19 protein-coding genes and 1 pseudogene are annotated in these 15,151 nt (G+C 69.2%); 8 read left to right on the forward strand and 12 right to left on the reverse strand.

From position 1 onward, the window contains the following. Positions 1 to 3: 3 nt before the first annotated feature. Entirely contained in the window at positions 4 to 399 is a 396-nt protein-coding gene (locus tag B4F19_RS00920) for a phage holin family protein (protein WP_292726798.1), read from the forward strand. Positions 400 to 406: 7 nt separating this feature from the next. Here the strand turns inward: B4F19_RS00920 and B4F19_RS00925 are convergent, their stop codons facing one another. Next, positions 407 to 1,828, reverse strand: coding sequence for an alpha/beta hydrolase (locus tag B4F19_RS00925; RefSeq protein ID WP_292732271.1), 1,422 nt, complete (start codon positions 1,826 to 1,828; stop codon positions 407 to 409). Next, positions 1,825 to 2,112: a hypothetical protein gene (locus tag B4F19_RS00930; protein ID WP_228179485.1), complete on the reverse strand. Its 288-nt coding sequence runs from the start codon at positions 2,110 to 2,112 to the stop codon at positions 1,825 to 1,827. Before B4F19_RS00930 ends, B4F19_RS00925 begins: the two co-directional genes overlap by 4 nt. A 136-nt stretch (positions 2,113 to 2,248) precedes the next feature. On the opposite strand from B4F19_RS00930, the gene B4F19_RS00935 reads away from it, so the two are divergent. Further along, entirely contained in the window at positions 2,249 to 2,755 is a 507-nt protein-coding gene (locus B4F19_RS00935) for a low molecular weight protein-tyrosine-phosphatase (protein ID WP_292732289.1), read from the forward strand. Between the two features lie 55 nt (positions 2,756 to 2,810). After that, positions 2,811 to 4,220 (forward strand): adenylosuccinate lyase, encoded by a 1,410-nt coding sequence (gene purB, locus B4F19_RS00940; RefSeq protein ID WP_292732291.1) that lies wholly within the window; start codon positions 2,811 to 2,813, stop codon positions 4,218 to 4,220. 14 nt (positions 4,221 to 4,234) lie between these two features. Here the strand turns inward: purB and B4F19_RS00945 are convergent, their stop codons facing one another. The 3 genes from B4F19_RS00945 to B4F19_RS00955 all read right to left on the reverse strand — a co-directional run bounded on the left by B4F19_RS00945 (position 4,235) and on the right by B4F19_RS00955 (position 6,324). Continuing rightward, the gene (locus B4F19_RS00945) at positions 4,235 to 4,588 is read right to left on the reverse strand and encodes an amino acid transporter (RefSeq protein ID WP_228179482.1); all 354 of its coding nucleotides are present in this window, start codon (positions 4,586 to 4,588) and stop codon (positions 4,235 to 4,237) included. After that, positions 4,585 to 5,238: an acyl-CoA synthetase gene (locus B4F19_RS00950; RefSeq protein ID WP_292732293.1), complete on the reverse strand. Its 654-nt coding sequence runs from the start codon at positions 5,236 to 5,238 to the stop codon at positions 4,585 to 4,587. Before B4F19_RS00950 ends, B4F19_RS00945 begins: the two co-directional genes overlap by 4 nt. A 90-nt stretch (positions 5,239 to 5,328) precedes the next feature. Beyond that, a complete protein-coding gene (locus B4F19_RS00955; protein ID WP_292732295.1) occupies positions 5,329 to 6,324 on the reverse strand; it encodes an aldo/keto reductase in 996 nt (331 codons plus the stop codon). Between the two features lie 71 nt (positions 6,325 to 6,395). On the opposite strand from B4F19_RS00955, the gene B4F19_RS00960 reads away from it, so the two are divergent. Then, entirely contained in the window at positions 6,396 to 6,851 is a 456-nt protein-coding gene (locus B4F19_RS00960) for a GNAT family N-acetyltransferase (protein ID WP_292732297.1), read from the forward strand. Between the two features lie 129 nt (positions 6,852 to 6,980). Here B4F19_RS00960 and B4F19_RS00965 read toward each other — a convergent pair whose 3' ends face one another. From B4F19_RS00965 to B4F19_RS00975, 3 genes are read right to left on the reverse strand one after another with little or no spacing between them, the layout of a single operon-like run. Next, positions 6,981 to 7,766 carry a dienelactone hydrolase family protein gene (locus tag B4F19_RS00965; protein ID WP_292726804.1) on the reverse strand — a complete coding sequence of 262 codons (786 nt, stop codon included), beginning with the start codon at positions 7,764 to 7,766 and terminating at the stop codon, positions 6,981 to 6,983. An 8-nt stretch (positions 7,767 to 7,774) separates the two neighbouring features. After that, on the reverse strand, positions 7,775 to 8,578 hold the full coding sequence (locus B4F19_RS00970) for an alpha/beta fold hydrolase (RefSeq protein WP_228179398.1): 804 nt from the start codon (positions 8,576 to 8,578) through the stop codon (positions 7,775 to 7,777). Positions 8,579 to 8,627: 49 nt separating this feature from the next. Continuing rightward, positions 8,628 to 9,584, reverse strand: a complete 957-nt coding sequence (locus B4F19_RS00975; RefSeq protein ID WP_292732299.1) for a LysR family transcriptional regulator — start codon at positions 9,582 to 9,584, stop codon at positions 8,628 to 8,630. 85 nt (positions 9,585 to 9,669) lie between these two features. On the opposite strand from B4F19_RS00975, the gene B4F19_RS00980 reads away from it, so the two are divergent. Beyond that, positions 9,670 to 10,359 carry an aspartate/glutamate racemase family protein gene (locus B4F19_RS00980; RefSeq protein ID WP_292732301.1) on the forward strand — a complete coding sequence of 230 codons (690 nt, stop codon included), beginning with the start codon at positions 9,670 to 9,672 and terminating at the stop codon, positions 10,357 to 10,359. Positions 10,360 to 10,383: 24 nt separating this feature from the next. Here B4F19_RS00980 and B4F19_RS00985 read toward each other — a convergent pair whose 3' ends face one another. Continuing rightward, positions 10,384 to 10,797 carry a VOC family protein gene (locus B4F19_RS00985; RefSeq protein WP_228179401.1) on the reverse strand — a complete coding sequence of 138 codons (414 nt, stop codon included), beginning with the start codon at positions 10,795 to 10,797 and terminating at the stop codon, positions 10,384 to 10,386. Positions 10,798 to 10,904: 107 nt separating this feature from the next. On the opposite strand from B4F19_RS00985, the pseudogene B4F19_RS00990 reads away from it, so the two are divergent. Then, positions 10,905 to 11,577: pseudogene (locus B4F19_RS00990) on the forward strand (hypothetical protein). Here the strand turns inward: B4F19_RS00990 and B4F19_RS00995 are convergent. After that, positions 11,555 to 11,962, reverse strand: a complete 408-nt coding sequence (locus tag B4F19_RS00995; protein WP_292732303.1) for a helix-turn-helix transcriptional regulator — start codon at positions 11,960 to 11,962, stop codon at positions 11,555 to 11,557. The pseudogene B4F19_RS00990 and the gene B4F19_RS00995 overlap by 23 nt on opposite strands. A 63-nt stretch (positions 11,963 to 12,025) precedes the next feature. Here B4F19_RS00995 and B4F19_RS01000 point away from each other — a divergent pair, with 63 nt between their 5' ends. Then, positions 12,026 to 12,415 carry a TIGR03618 family F420-dependent PPOX class oxidoreductase gene (locus tag B4F19_RS01000; protein ID WP_228179403.1) on the forward strand — a complete coding sequence of 130 codons (390 nt, stop codon included), beginning with the start codon at positions 12,026 to 12,028 and terminating at the stop codon, positions 12,413 to 12,415. Between the two features lie 29 nt (positions 12,416 to 12,444). Further along, positions 12,445 to 13,734: an NAD(P)/FAD-dependent oxidoreductase gene (locus tag B4F19_RS01005; protein ID WP_292732305.1), complete on the forward strand. Its 1,290-nt coding sequence runs from the start codon at positions 12,445 to 12,447 to the stop codon at positions 13,732 to 13,734. Positions 13,735 to 13,751: 17 nt separating this feature from the next. Here the strand turns inward: B4F19_RS01005 and B4F19_RS01010 are convergent, their stop codons facing one another. Both B4F19_RS01010 and B4F19_RS01015 read right to left on the reverse strand, forming a co-directional pair. Continuing rightward, positions 13,752 to 14,459: a substrate-binding domain-containing protein gene (locus B4F19_RS01010; RefSeq protein ID WP_292732307.1), complete on the reverse strand. Its 708-nt coding sequence runs from the start codon at positions 14,457 to 14,459 to the stop codon at positions 13,752 to 13,754. Then, positions 14,456 to 15,151 (reverse strand): aldo/keto reductase (locus tag B4F19_RS01015; RefSeq protein ID WP_292732309.1); only part of this gene is annotated, 696 nt, incomplete at its 5' end. The genes B4F19_RS01015 and B4F19_RS01010, both read right to left, overlap by 4 nt.

Consider the following 15,151-nt stretch of genomic DNA (forward strand, 5'->3'; position numbering starts at 1 on the left):
GGCATGAGTTTCCTCGTCCGCATCGTCGTGAACGCGTTCTCGATCTGGATCGTCACCCTGATCCCTGCCCTCGGGGTCACTGTCATCCCGTTCGCACCGGGGGAGACGCTGCAGTTGGTGCTGACGCTGCTGCTGGTGGCGCTCATCTTCGCGCTTGTGAACACCATCATCGGCACGGTAATCAAGGTGCTCGCCTTCCCGATCTACATCCTGACGCTCGGGCTCATCTCGCTGGTGATCAACGGCTTCCTGCTGTGGCTGACCGCCTGGTTCACGCAGTGGTGGGACTGGGGTCTGCGAGTCGAGGACTTCTGGTGGGGTGTGGTCGCGGCCCTTCTGATCTCGATCATCAACTGGTTCATCGGGATCCTCCTCCGGCCCCGCCGCAACAACGACTGAGTCGGCCTCAGTTGCCGCCTCGATCGGCGGCGTATTCGGTGACGGTCACGCTCTCGGCCGACCCGAGGTCACGCCACAGTTCCCGCAGCGCCGCAGTGCGGGGGTCACTCGAGGCATCCACCATCGCCGCCGTCTCGGCGTACCGCTCGATGCCGTGCGCTGCCAGGGTCAGGTCTTGCACGCCGCCTGTCGGGTCGGCCACCCGCTCCGCAACGAAACTTCCCGGCGCGCCCACCGTCTCGGCGTGACCAGCGCCGGCGAGCCCCGCGACGGGATCGTCGGTGTGACGGATGCCGACGCTGAGCACGCTGTCGGGCACTGCTGCCTCGACGGGTGAGCCGTAGGTGACGAGGGTCTGCACGTCGTAGGTGCCCTCCATCGCGAGAGCAGAAGCGAGCATCGCTCCCTGCGAGTGGCCGAAGACGTGGACCGGCTCGCCGGGAGCCACGCCTGCCTCGCGGAGGGCGAGTTCGACGGACTCGAGGGACGCCGATCTCTCACCCCCGTACAGCTCGAGGTTCGAGCGCATGTCGAACGGGTCGCCCGAGCCGCCGGAGATGGTCTGTGTCCCGGCGATGTAGACGGCCGCCTGCGACCCACCGCCGGGCATCGCGTAACGCTCGACGCGCACCCGGGCCTCAGCGGCGCCGGGCACGCGGCGGGCGGCATCCGCCAAACCCGTCAACGGCCCCGATGCCAACGCTGATGAGGGGGTTGGGGCTACTGCGCGCACGGTAGTCGGCGCGGTAGGGGCTCCGGGCGGCGTGGCTGGAGGTGCCGTGGGCGGGTGCCGGGTCCCGCCGCGATGCCCGGGCACTGATGTCGAGGGCGCCGTGGCCGCGGCATCCGCCGCCGGAGCGCCCGGCGAGACCGGCGCCCGCGACATCCGGCCGAAACCCGCGAGCGCCACCCCACCCCAGAGCACACCGGTGCCGACGGCCAGGGGAAGGGCCATCCCGGGAATCCACCACGTCGCAGCCGCAGCCTGGCGGGCCATCTCGATCGGACCGCCGCTGCGCCACCCGCGCACCGCGGTGTCGGCAGCGCGCGCGGCGTCCGGGTACTCCTGCTCAAGCAACGCCATCCGCGACTCGATCGCTCGCGCCGCATCGGCATCGCCGGCGGCGGCCGCTGCCGCGTGCTGCGCCCGCAGTTCGATGAGCTCATACGCTGCAGCGAGCCCGTCGAGGGCTGCCGCGAGCGCCGCCGGTTGCTCCGCAGCCCGGTCAGCGCCGCTTGCGAGCCACCGCGCCTCGAGGTCAATGCCGAACCGGGTCGCGGTGGCTGCGGCATCCGTTGCCACCCAGCGCGCCCGGTCCGCGAATTCGCCCAGACGGATGCCGAACTCGCGCAACCGCGCGGCGACCGCTCGCAACAGCTCGGTGTCGACGGCGATCGCACCGCCGCTGCGGATCTCCAGATCGCTCACGCCCCAGCTCCGGCCAGACCGAAGCCGGGGTACCCGCCCGCGATGGACCACGGATGCGGCGCTCCGACGTCGGCGCGCAGATCGAGGGCGCGCTCTCGCAGGCCGCGCAGCGCGGCCACAAGCTCCGCCATCTCGGTCTGGAACTCGGCGACGGCCGGCGTCTCCCAGCCACTGACCCGCGCGATCGCCTCGGCGTCGGCAGCGAGGTCGTCAGCCCACGACGCGAGCGCCGCGAGCTGTGCCCGCACGGCACCGGCCGCCGGTGACGCACACAGCTCATCCATTCGTCCACGGTCGCTGACCCTCGGGGCGCGGGATGCGGCATCCGTCACGTATTGTCGACGGTTCGGCCCCCGGCGAAACCGGGGAGGAGGCGACGAACTGATGCGATCGCCGGGCAGGAGGGGTATGAATGAACGCATGACTGCGAACGCCGTCGAGCCGTTTCGCGTCGTCTTCGTCTGCACCGGCAACATCTGCCGGTCTCCCATGGCCGAGGTCGTGTTCCGCGCCCTGGCCGACAGTGCGGGCGTCGGCGACCGCGTGCTCTCCACCAGCGCCGGCACCGGAGACTGGCATGTCGGCGAGCGCGCCGATGAACGCACCATCGAGGCGCTGGCCCGGCGCGGCTACGACGGCGCGCGCCATCGCGCACGGCAGTTCGGCAGAGCCGATTTCGCTCGCAGCGACCTGGTGCTTGCCCTCGATCGCAGCCATGAGCGGATCCTGCGCGGCTGGGCACACTCGGACGCGGATGCCGACAAGATCTCTCTGCTCATGTCGTTCGATGCCGCGGCCCCGACCCTCGATGTGCCCGACCCGTACTACGCCGACGAGGCGATGTTCGACGAGGTGCTCGGTATGATCGAGAACGCCAGCCGCGCACTCTTCCGCCAGCTGGAGCCGGCGCTTCGCCCCGCGCCCTGAGGCGATCATCGCCCGGCGCGACGGGAGCCCGGACCGCAGATCCGACAGGAGTACCGTGACCTCCCTGCCCCGTGAGCACGACGCCAGCTCGTTCGGCGATCAGCCGCTGAGTCCCCTCGACGGACGGTACCGCGCCGCGGTGGCACCCCTGAGCGACTATCTCTCGGAGGCCGGCCTCAACCGTGCCCGCGTCGAGGTCGAGGTCGAGTGGCTGATCGCCCTCACCGGCCGTTCCCTGTTCGGCACAGCACCGCTCGAGGAGACGCAGAAGGAGCGCCTTCGCGCGCTGTACCGCGGCTTCGGCGCCGACGAGATCGCGTGGCTCGCCGAGAAAGAGTCAGTGACCCGCCACGACGTGAAGGCCGTCGAGTACCTCGTTCGCGACCGGCTCAGCGAGCTCGGACTCGAGCAGATCGCCGAACTGACCCACTTCGCGTGCACGAGCGAGGACATCAACTCGGCCTCCTACGCACTCACGGTGCAGCGCGCCGTCGTCCAGGTCTGGCTGCCCCGACTCCGCGTCGTGATCGACCGGCTCGCCGCCCTCGCCCACGAGCACCGGGACGCTCCCATGCTCTCGCGCACCCATGGGCAGCCGGCGACCCCCACAACGATGGGCAAGGAGCTCGCCGTCTTCGTGTGGCGACTCGAGCGGGTCGAGCGGCAGATCGCGGCATCCGAGTTCCTCGCGAAGTTCTCGGGCGCCACCGGAACCTGGTCAGCCCACCTCGCCGCTGAGCCCGACACCGACTGGCCGGCCCTCTCGCGCGAGTTCATCGAGTCGCTCGGGATCGGGTTCAACGTCCTGACGACCCAGATCGAGTCGCACGACTGGCAGGTCGAGCTCTACGACCGGATCCGGCACGCGGGCGGCATCCTGCACAATCTCGCGACCGATGTCTGGACCTACATCTCGCTCGGGTACTTCTCGCAGATCCCGGTGGCCGGCGCGACCGGCTCGTCGACGATGCCGCACAAGATCAACCCGATCCGCTTCGAGAACGCCGAGGCGAACCTCGAGATCTCGGGTGGGCTGCTGGCCACGCTGGCGCAAACACTCGTCACCTCGCGGCTGCAGCGGGACCTCACCGATTCCACGACGCAGCGCAATATCGGCGTCGCCCTGGGGCACTCACTGCTCGCGCTCGACAACCTCGCCCGGGGACTCACCGAGATCTCGCTCGCGCAAGCCGCGCTGGATGCCGACCTCGAGGGTAACTGGGAGGTCCTGGCCGAGGCGATCCAGACCGTGGTGCGCGCTGAGATCGTGGCCGGACGCTCGCAGATCAGCGACCCCTACGCGCTGCTGAAGGACCTCACACGGGGGCGGCGCGTTGGCGTCGCCGAGCTCGCGGAGTTCGTGCGCGGTCTCGACATCGGGGATGCCGCGAAGGAGCGCCTGCTCGCCCTCACGCCGGCGTCATACACGGGTCTCGCATCGGACCTCGTCTCCGAGATCGAGTGAGCCCCGGCTGAGCTTCAGGCGGTTGGTGCTGAGGAGCCGCCGGCCTCGCGGTCATCGGGCGCGGTCGCCGATGCCGCGTCACCGTCGGGCTCGTCGTCCAGCAGCACGGGCCGATCAATGGTCTTGGTCACCTGCGCGGGGTCGATCGCCAGCAGCAGGAGTGCGAGCGCGACGAGGGTGACCACAAAGGTCACTCCCGCGACGATGAGCGCAACGACCAAAGCGTTCTGCACGTCTTCGGCGGGAATCTGCTGGAAGAACCCCATCGAGACGAGCGTCACGATTCCCGCGAAGAGGGCCGCAGCGAAGGCGAGCCCCAAGAGCTGGACGGGGCGCATGATCTCCCGGCGCGAGGGCTTGTCGGTCATGGCTTCCTCTCGGCCGTCGCTTCGGTGACCGCCGCCGCGGCCTCGGCATCCGTCTGGCGCGGCGAGAACGCAGCAATTCCGAGGTACACGGCGACGATCGCGGCGTAACCACCGAAAATGCCGACGGCGATGGTGATTCCGGTCAGGGTGAAAGTCTGTCCTGCTTCTTCGATCGTGTAGGTGAGGGCGTACTGCACCGGCACCGCGACGAGCCCCAGTCCGAGCAGGATGCCCAGGGCACCGACGAAGATCGCGTCGCGACTCTGCGAGCGCGTCAGGTGTGTCATCCGTCGCGCTCGGATACCCGCGACGAGTTCGACGATGCCGCTGAGCACAGCCCAAGCGATCACGGCGACGAAGAACATCGTGTCGGTTCGAAGGCCCGGCATCCCGGTTGCCATTCCGGCGAGGAGAGCGAGAATGCCGAGCAGCACCGCTGCCCACCGGTCGCCCTTCGGGAAGATCAGCCACACCGCGGCGAACCACACCAGACCCGTCGCGATCGCGAAGCCACTGAACACGGCGAGGCCGACGGCAGCGGAATGATCGGGGGAGAAGGTGATCATGACAGCCGCCAGCGCGGCGAAGAAGGCTCGCGCCAACTGAAGATGCCTCACCTCGAGGGTGCGGAGGGGTGCAGCGCTGGTCACAACACTCAAGTCTATTCGTCGCGGCATGCCTGATCGGCGGGCCCGGGCTTCGCGCTCACCCCGCGGCCATGCACCGACGGGGGCGCTGGGTCACCACAGGGGATGGATCGCGTCGCGCAGGTGACGGTCGTAAACCCCGTGAACCGCCGCGTCGAACCCTTCGAGATCGAACGCGCCGGGCTCGAGCAGAGCCCCTGCGGCAGCGTTGGCCTCAGCCTGCTGAGGCGTCCGTGCGCCGGGGATCACAGAGGTGATGCCGGGCTGGGCGGCGATCCAGGCCAGGCTCGCTGCGGGAAGTGAGACTCCCTCGGGCAGCGCGGCAGCCAGCTCGGATGCCGCGGCGATCCCGACCTCGAAGTCGACGCCCGAGAACGTCTCGCCGCGGTCGAACGCCTCGCCGTGACGGTTGTACGAGCGGTGGTCATCGCTGGCGAATGTCGTGGCCGTCGTGTACTTGCCCGAGAGCAGCCCGGAGGCCAGCGGCACCCGCGCGAAGATCGCGACCTGGGCGGCGGCTGCTGCCGGGAGCACCTCGTCGAGCGGCTTGAGTCGGAAGGGATTGAAGATGATCTGCACGTTTGTCACGCCCGGGCGCGCAATGGCGGCGAGCGCCTGCTCGCACGTCTCCACCGATACGCCGTAAGCGGCGATGAGGCCGTCTTCGACGAGCCGGTCGAGCGCATCGAAGAGGTCGTCGGCAGCGATGACGTCGGTAGGCGGACAGTGCAGCTGCACGAGGTCGAGGGTGTCGACGCCGAGGTTCTCACGGGAGCGCTCGGTCCAGCCCCGGAAGGCTTCTTCGGTGTAGTTCTCGCGCAGTTGGTCGACGCGGCGTCCCATCTTCGTCGCCACGGTGATGCCGTGATCGGGTCGCGAAGCGAGGAAGCGGCCGATGAGCTTCTCCGACCGGCCGTCTCCGTACACGTCCGCGGTGTCGAAGAGCGTCACGCCGGCGTCGGCGGATGCTGCGAGCACCGCCAGCGCGTCATCCTCGTCGACCGCGCCCCAGTCGGCGCCAAGCTGCCACGTACCGAGGCCGATTGCCGAGACGAGACGGCCAGTTCTTCCGAGGGGGCGCTGCTGCATGCATCCACTCTGCCACCCGCCGCCGACGTGCGGGCCGCGGCGCATCCTGCGGGAGGCTCTAGGGTATGGCCATGCCCGTCTCCTACCACTGCGCTGCGGCCACGGGTGTTCCGCCCGAGACGCTGTACCGGATGCTGTGGCTTCGGCTTCGCGTGTTCGTGGTCGAGCAGCGCGCGGCCTACCCGGAACTCGACGGCCGCGACATCGAGCCCGGCGCGGAGCTGATGTGGGCGAGCGACGGCAATGAGGTGCTGTCCACCCTGCGCATCCTCGAGGACCCGACCGAGATGCGCATCGGGCGGGTTGCCACTGACGCCGCAGCCCGCGGGCGCGGCATCGCGGCAGAGCTCATGCGTCGCGCCGTCGCTCGATGCGAGGAGCTGGCACCCGGGGTGCCGATCGTGCTCGACGCACAATCTCAGCTCGCTGACTGGTACGCGCGTTTCGGGTTCGAGGTATCGGGTCCGGCGTTCTCGGAGGACGACATCCCGCACGTACCGATGCGCCGCCCCGCGGGAGGCGGCTGACGCCCGTCGAACCCCCGCGAACAAGCCCGATCCCGCTGAGCCAGCCCGCACTGCCGGCTCGTTCGGCGCGTGCTGGCTCGTTTGGTATTGGTGGAGGATGCCGACCTCGCGATCTGAGGGCTCGACGCCTTAACCGGTCAGGCGCTCGCGCAGGAAGTCGACCAGGAGTTCGTTCGCGCGATGGGTCGGGTGGGCGGGGACGTCTGCCGAGGCATCCGTCAGTACCGAGTGCGCGTTCGCCGGGATGCCGTCGGGATTGCCCGGTGACGAATCGATCTCGAAGGCGCGCCATCCGTCGCCGAGCAGACGCTCGAATGCGGCAAAGCGCTCCGGTGGCACGCTGCGGTCCTGTGTGAATCGAAGCCCGAGCGCACACAGGCCGTCCGCGGCGCGACGGCTGACCGCCGCCTCCTCGATAACGCTCAGACCCGTCGCCGACTTACCTGCCCCGATCGGCGGCGGCATCGCCGGCTGCGAAAGCACCGGGGCCAGCACGCTCTCGTCAGCTGCTGCGGCGAGCGCGAATCCGCCCGAGAAGCACATCCCGATCACGCCCACACCGGGCCCGCCGCATTCGGCATGCAGTTGGCGGGCGAGTGCCCGCAGATAATGGGCGATCGGCCGGTCGGCGCGGCGCGCGAAGGCCGCGAACTCCCGCGAGACGCACATACGAAGCGCCGAGCCCGCGATGTATCCGCCGCTGATGGGACGCTCCGGCGTGCCGATCACCGACGGCATCGCGACCCGAAAACCGGCCGCAACCAGGCGCTCCCCGAGAGCGATCACCTCGGGGGTGGCTCCCGGTAACTCGGGGACCAGGATGACTCCCGGCCCGTCGCCCCGGTAGTAGACGTCGTGGCGTACCCCCTCGTGCTCGAAGGGGATCATCTGCCACTGCGCGAGAAGCTCGCTCACGCGCTCAGTCAATCACTCGTGGCGAAGAACTCGACGCCGGCGGCCCGGAAGTCGCGGGACCCTGGGGTGTTGAAGTGGTGCCGGTCGGGGATCTCGACGAACGTGCCGTTCGGAGTCGCCTCGGCAAGGCGCCGCGACCGCGGAAGAATCGCGTCTTCGCTGCCGGTCGCAAACAGCACGGGCTGTTGCGGAGGCCGGTCGGGGTCGGGGTCGCCGTCCTCACCGAAACGCATTCCCTCGGCGAGCGCGACGAGAGCTGTCAGATCGTTGCCCGGGACTCGCTCGGCCAGGGTCACGTAGTTGTTGGTGACCTTGTCGGTCACCGGAGTGCCGTCGGCGACATACGCCTTCGCCTGGTCGAGCTGGAGGCGTGCCAGCGGCGTGCCGTCGGGGATGCCGCCGAGAACTGCACGGCTCACCAGCTGCGGGCGGTCGACAGCGAGCTGCCATCCAACCCGAGCGCCGAGCGAATAGCCGAGGTAGCGCGCGGAGTCGATCAGGTACGTGTCGAGCACTGTTGCGAGGTCGTCGATGAACGCGGGCATCTCGTACGCGCGAGGATCGTGCGGCTTGTCGCTCGCACCGTGTCCGCGCTGATCCACGCCGAGAACGCGGAATCCGGCGCGAGTGAGGTCGCGGACCCAGCCGGTGTTCACCCAGTTGTCGCGGCAGCTCGACGAGAACCCGTGGACCGCGAGCACAGTCTCGGCGTCGGGATCGCCCCACGAGTACGTGGCGATGCGGTACCCCTCGCCCACCATGACGTACTGCGGGTCGGGCATTTCGGTCAGCGGGCGCGGTGCGGCATCCATGGGCCCATTCTTCCGCCGCCCGGGCACGGTGCGAGGCGGATGCCGAAAGTCACGGCGCGTCGAGTGCGTGTGCTGCCCGCTGAATCGCCGCGAGCGCTGCTCCGACCGACGGCACTGACCGGGCACTTCGCCGGGTGATCGCCGAGACCCGGCGCGGGGCGTGGTCGGCGAGGGGGTGGACCGTCACGTCCGGGTTCCGGCTCGCCCGCACGGCAAGGGAGGGAAGCACTGCCACTGCCATGCGCGTCGCGACCAGCGCCTGGACGACGACGTAGTCATCGGTGCTGTGACGGATGTCGGGAGTGAACCCTGCGGCCGAGGTCGAGGTCAGCAGGTGACGGCGGCAGCTGATGCATCCGGTAACCCACTGCTCGTCGGCAAGATCGTCGAGACGGATCTCTGCTCGGGCCGTCAGCGGATGCCCGGGGGGAAGGATGATCTGCAGCGGATCGACGGCCAGCGGCGTGCGGTCAGCGTCAACCGGCACCGACACGTGCCCATCGTCGTACTCGAAGACGATGGCGATATCGCACGCCCCCTCCTCGAGCGCGCGGAGGGCCTCGGGTGGTTCGAGCTGCTCCAGCCGCAGATCGATCCCCGGAAACCTCTCGGCCAGGTCGCTGACGGCACGCGCCGCGATCGTGGCGCTGGCCGACGGGAAGGATGCGATCCTCACGCGGCCCGCGCGCAGGTGAGCGTGGTCGGCGAGCTCGTGCTCGGCGTCATGCAGAGCTGCAGCGAGGGCGTCGGCGTGACGCAGCAGGGCGCGCCCGGCATCCGTCACGACCACCCCGCGGCCCTCCCGCGCAAGGAGGGGAACGCCGGCGACCGCTTCGAGGCGCCGGACGTGTTGGCTGACCGCCGGCTGCGTCCAGCCGAGCACCTGAGCAGCGCCGGTGAGTGATCCGGTGCGTCCGACCTCGCGGAAGATCAGGATGCTGCGGGGGTCGAGCGCCGGCAGGGCGCGCGGCGCATCCAGGTCGGCGTGCGTCTCGTGCGGTTCCATGTCACCCCATTCATTAGCAATGCTTTGGTTTCTTCATACAAGTATGCCGTTGTGCTGAAGTATCGCGCGGTGGTCTTGTTGAAGCATGAAAACCATCGGCCTGCTGGGCGGCATGAGCTGGGAATCCACCGCGGAGTACTACCGCATCGCGAACCAGACAGTGCGCGATCGGATGGGCGGGCTGCACTCCGCGAAGATCCTGCTCGACTCCGTCGACTTCGCCGAGATCGGTCTGATGCAACGCGAGGATCGGTGGGGCGATGCGGCCGACCTTCTCGCGACTCACGCGCGCGGGTTGCAGGATGCCGGCGCCGAGATGGTACTCATCTGCACCAACACGATGCATAAGGTCGCACCAGAGGTCTCTGCGGCGATCGATGTTCCGCTGCTGCACATCGCGGATGCCGCTGCGGCTGCGGTCCACACCGCCGGACTGTCTCGGGTCGGGCTCTTGGGCACGGCATTCACGATGGAGCAGCCCTTCTACCGGGAACGCCTGGCCGAACACGGCTTGGACGTCGTCATCCCCGGTGATAGGGACCGCGAACTCGTGCACCGCGTGATCTTCGACGAGCTCGCCATGGGCATTGTCAGCGACGAGTCCCGCGCCTCGTACCGCCGGATCATCGAGGGCCTGGTCGCCGATGGTGCTGAGGGAATCATCCTGGGCTGCACCGAGATCGAACTGCTCGTAACGGGGGAGGACTGCCCCGTCCCGGTGTTCCCGACCGCCCGCCTGCACATCGAGGCGGCGGTCGAGGCAGCCTTCGCGTGATCTACAGCCCGGGAGTGCGACGCGTTAGTCGGTGAGCTGCTGAATGCGGATAAGGTTGCCGGCGGGGTCGCGCACCGCGCAGTCCCGCACGCCGTAGTCCTGATCGATCGGCTCCTGCACGATCTCGGCACCGGCGGCCTCGAGAGCCGCGAAGGTTGCGTCGAGGTCGCGGGTTGCCAGGTTGATCCCGAAGTACGAGCCCTTCGCGATCAGCTCCAGCAGTGTCGTGCGCTCCTGGTCGGTCAGTCCGGGGGTAGCGGCCGGCGGATGCAGCACGATCGCGGTGTCGGGCTGGCCTGCCGGACCGACCGTGATCCAGCGCAGGTCCTCGTACCCGACATCCAGCCGCACCTCGTACCCGAGAACGTCGCGGTAGAAGGCGAGCGACTGCTCGGGCTCGAGATGAGGAAGAAAGCTCGAGTGAATAGTGGTCTGCATACCCGTCACGGTAGTGGCCGCATCCGGTGTGCGCTTCTCGATTCGTGACCGATAGGGGCGCCCGCGACCCACTGTCGCGTGTCGGCGGCGTGACTTACCCTTCGGGCATGGACCGTGACGAGCTCGAGCAGTGGCTGTTGGATTCCGACCCCACACTGCGGTGGCAGGTGCAGCGCGATCTGACGGGTGCGCCCGAAGAGGTGTGGCAGGCGACGCGGGCGAGCATGGCGCATGAAGGCGACGCCGCGCGGCTGCTCGCGCTGCAGGATGCCGATGGCCAGTGGGCTGGGGGCGCCTACTTTCCGGCGGGGTATACGGGCGAGGGACCAGGCCAGCCGTGGACCGGTGCGCGGCATCCTGGCGTATGAGCAACTCACGGGCGATGACACCCTGGCGAAGGTCCGTCATCGCGGGGAGGAGTATCTGCTCGAGCGCCGCTTGCGCTACCGCCTGTCGACGGGCGAGCCGGTGGGGACGTGGGCGGATCTGCTGATGTACCCCTACCGGCACCCGCATACGGCGCTGAAGGCCGTCGACTACTTCACCGAGGCTGCCGCTCACGATGGCGTTCGACCCGACCTCCGCATTGCCGAGACCATCGAGAGAGTTCGGGACGCACGGCAGCCCGACGGCAGATGGCTGCAAGGCGACAAACTCGAGGGCGCAGTGTGGTTCCCCCTGGACGTCGAACCGGGTGAACCGTCGAAGTGGGTGACGTTTCTCGCGCTGCGCGCGCTTCAGCGCTGGGATGCTGCGGTCAGCGCCGGATCGGCCGCGTGACCTGTTTCGCGACACAGGGAATCAGGCCCGCCGCGTCATGTTCGGCGAGCGCCCGATAAGCACTCGGCGGCATTCCGACGAGCTCGGTGAACCGGGTGCTGAAGGTGCCGAGGGACGCGCAACCCACCGCCAGCGACACCTCGGTGACGCTGAGATCTCCCCGTCGCAGCAGTGTCATGGCGCGCTCGATCCGGCGGGTCATGAGGTACGAGTACGGGCTCTCGCCGAAGGCCGCCTTGAACTTTCGGCTCAGGTGCCCCGCTGACATGTGGGCGCCCCGGGCGAGTTCCTCGACATCCAGGGGCGCGGCGTACTCGCGGTCGATGCGGTCCCGGACGCGGCGCAGGAGCGCGAGATCGCGAAGATCGTCGGGAGTCGGAGGCATGGTGCCCCGAGTCTCACACGACGTGGCGCGCGCTGTCGACGCTGGTGCGGCAGGATCGAGGGCATGGCCACGGCTCTCACCCACGACGGGCAGCGCTTCGTCTCGGACTACCACCTCGCAACACTGTCGACGCTCGCGCCCTCCGGGCTCCTCCACGTCGTCGCGGTCGGATTCAGCTTCGCAGACGGTCTGGTGCGGATCATCACGATGGACGGTAGCCAGAAGGTGCGCAACATCGAACGGGATGGCCGCGCTACCGTCGCGCAGATCGCGGGCCCTCAGTGGCTGAGCATTGCGGGGCACGCGACGGTGTCGCGCGATCCGGATGCCGTCGCGCGCGCCGTGGAACTCTATGCGGCGCGGTACCGGCAGCCCCAGCCCAATCCGCGCCGGGTGGCGATCGAGCTACGGCCCGAGAAGATCATGGGTTCCGCGGGACTCGTGGCACCGTAGCGTCGTAGTACTGAGCCCGGAGGACAGTCATGGCACGAACGCCGCAGCATGATGTGGTCGTTGTCGGTGCCGGGCTGGCAGGACTTCGGGCAGCGACCACGCTCGGACACGCCGGACGCGACGTTGTCGTTCTCGAGGCTGCAGACACCGTCGGTGGTCGGCAGCGCACTGACGCCGTCGACGGCTTTCTGCTTGATCGCGGGTTCCAAGTGCTCAATCCCGCCTATCCCGCGGTGCGGCGCTGGGTGGACATTCAGGCGCTACGCCTGAAGCCGTTCCCCGTCGGGGTGCAGGTGCGGCGCGAGCGCGGCCTCGCGACGCTGGCAGATCCGCGCCGGCATCCGTCGATTCTCGCCGCGACACTTCGCAGTGGTCTTCTCGCGCCACGGGACGTTGCCGGACTGGTGCGTTGGGCCGCAACGGCGCTCAGCGCTCCCCGGCGCGTGATCCGCCAAGCCGCCGCCGGCCGCGATCTGCCGGTGCATGAGGCGTGGGATCGTGCCGGACTGACCGGCCCGCTGAGAACCGCGGTGCTCGAGCCGTTCCTTTCCGGCGTCATCGCTGACGGGAGCTTCGAGACCTCCGACGCCTTCGTTCGGCTGCTGATTCGCATGTTCGCGCTGGGCCGCCCGGGCCTGCCCGAGCGCGGCATCCAGGCCCTTCCCGAACAGCTCGCCGCCTACGCCCAGACGCTCGGCGCCGAAATCGCCGTGCAGCGTCGCGTGACCGCCCTCCGTGAGACTGCCGCGGGCGTCGAGGTCGCTGTTGCCGGGGCAGACCCGGTGAGCGCTGACGCGGTGATCGTCGCCGTCGGACCGGAGGCGGCATCAGGACTCGCGCCGATTCCCGTGCCGAGGACCCGCGGCCTGCAGACGTGGTGGTTCGCCACGGATGCCGCGCCGTCGGCATCCGGCATGATCGCGGTGGACGGCACGCGCGCCGGACCGGTCGTGAACACGGCGGTGATGTCGCACGCCGTGCCCTCGTATGCGCCGAAGGGCATGCACCTCGTCCAGGCGACCTGCCTGCTGCCGCCGGCGACACACCGAGGTTCCTTCGATTCTCCGACCGAGGCGCAGGTACGGCGGCACGCCTCTCAGATCTGGGGTACGGATGCCACTGACTGGCGCTTGTTGCGACGCGATGACATCCCGCACGCGCTGCCGGCGCAGTCAGTGCCGCTGCGAACCGTCACGCGCGCGCGACTCTCGGAACGCGTCTACATCGCGGGCGATCACCGCGACACCGCGTCGATTCAGGGCGCGCTGGTTTCCGGCGACAGGGTTGCCCGCGCTCTTATCGCCGGGGCGCCCAGCTGAAAGACGCCGCCAGCGCGCTACGGCGCGGGCGGTGGCGCGAAGTGGCGCGAGCGCGCGATGTCGCGAGCAGCGTCGGTGCGCAGGAAGGCGAGGATCGCGGCCGCGCCCTCCGGCTCCGACGACGTCGCGGCAATCGCGCCCGAGAACACGGTGTCGATCGCGCAGTCCTGGGGCAAAACGCCCAGCACACTGACACCCGGGCTGCCGACGAGCTCACTCAGCTGCTGAAAGCCGAGATCGACGTCGCCATCGGCGAGAAGGCGCGCGACAGGGATGCCGGGCCTCGCCTGGACCAGCCGATCACCGACTTCCGCGCTCAGGCCCCAGTCCTCAATCATCGACACCAGTGCGGTGCCGCTCGGACCGGTCGAGTAGCCGATCTTCCTCGCCTCCCGAATCGCCTCCCGCACCGCGGCAGCATCCGGGAACGCCGGATCACTCGCCGCGGTCGCGGGACTGTCGGAGCCCGACGGAACGCCCACGGCCACCTGCGACAGCACGAGGGGAGCGACGGATGCCGCCGCGACGTGCCCGTCGGCCGCGAGCTTTGCGAGGGCGCCGTCGGCAAGGAAGACGAGGTCGAACTCTTCGCCGGCGGCGACCCGGTCAGCCGCGTCGACTCCACCGACCGACTCGATCTCGACGTGCCCGAGCCCGGCATCGTCGGCGGCCGCCATGAGGTCGGCAAGCAGCAGCCGCGTCGCCATCGACGAAATGGCCTTCACGCGGCATCCTCGAAAGTCTCGGTGTCGACCTCGACAGCGTTGTTCGCCGGGTAGCGCGGACCCGACACGGTTTCAGTGCCGATGAGCCCGCCGGCGCGCTCCAGAATGTCGGGCGTGACCTCGAGCTGCGCAGCGGCGATGATCTCGCGCAGGTGGTCGATGTTCGTTGTCCCGGGAATCGGCACGACGTGCTCGCCCCGGGACGACAGCCACGCGAGCGCGAGCTGGGCCGGGCTGACCCCTGCCTCAGCAGCGAGGGCGCGCCATGCCGGCAGCAGAGCTGCATTGGCTTCCCAGTGCGGCGACTGGAACCGCGGCATCCCGCGGCGGATGTCTTTGGCCACGAGCTCCTCGGGGTTGTGGACGGCATCGGCGAGGAACCCCCGCGCGACCGGCGAGAACGCCACGAGTGCGATGCCGTCGGCCTTCGTCGCCTCGAGCATGCCCAGCTCCGCATTCCGGCTCCACAGGGAGTATTCGTTCTGCACCGCGGCGATGGGCGCGACCTGCTGCGCTTCCCGAAGTCGGGCCACCGAGACCTCCGAGAGTCCGATCGCACCGATCTTGCCGGCATCAACGGCTTCGGCGAGCGCCGCGACGCTATCGGCGATCGGCACCGACTTGTCCCAGCGGTGCAGGTAGTAGAGGTCGATGTGGTCGACGTCCAGTCGGCGAAGCGACGCATCCACCTG

Source organism: Microbacterium sp. UBA1097 (genome assembly GCF_002313585.1).
Classification (GTDB): domain Bacteria; phylum Actinomycetota; class Actinomycetes; order Actinomycetales; family Microbacteriaceae; genus Microbacterium.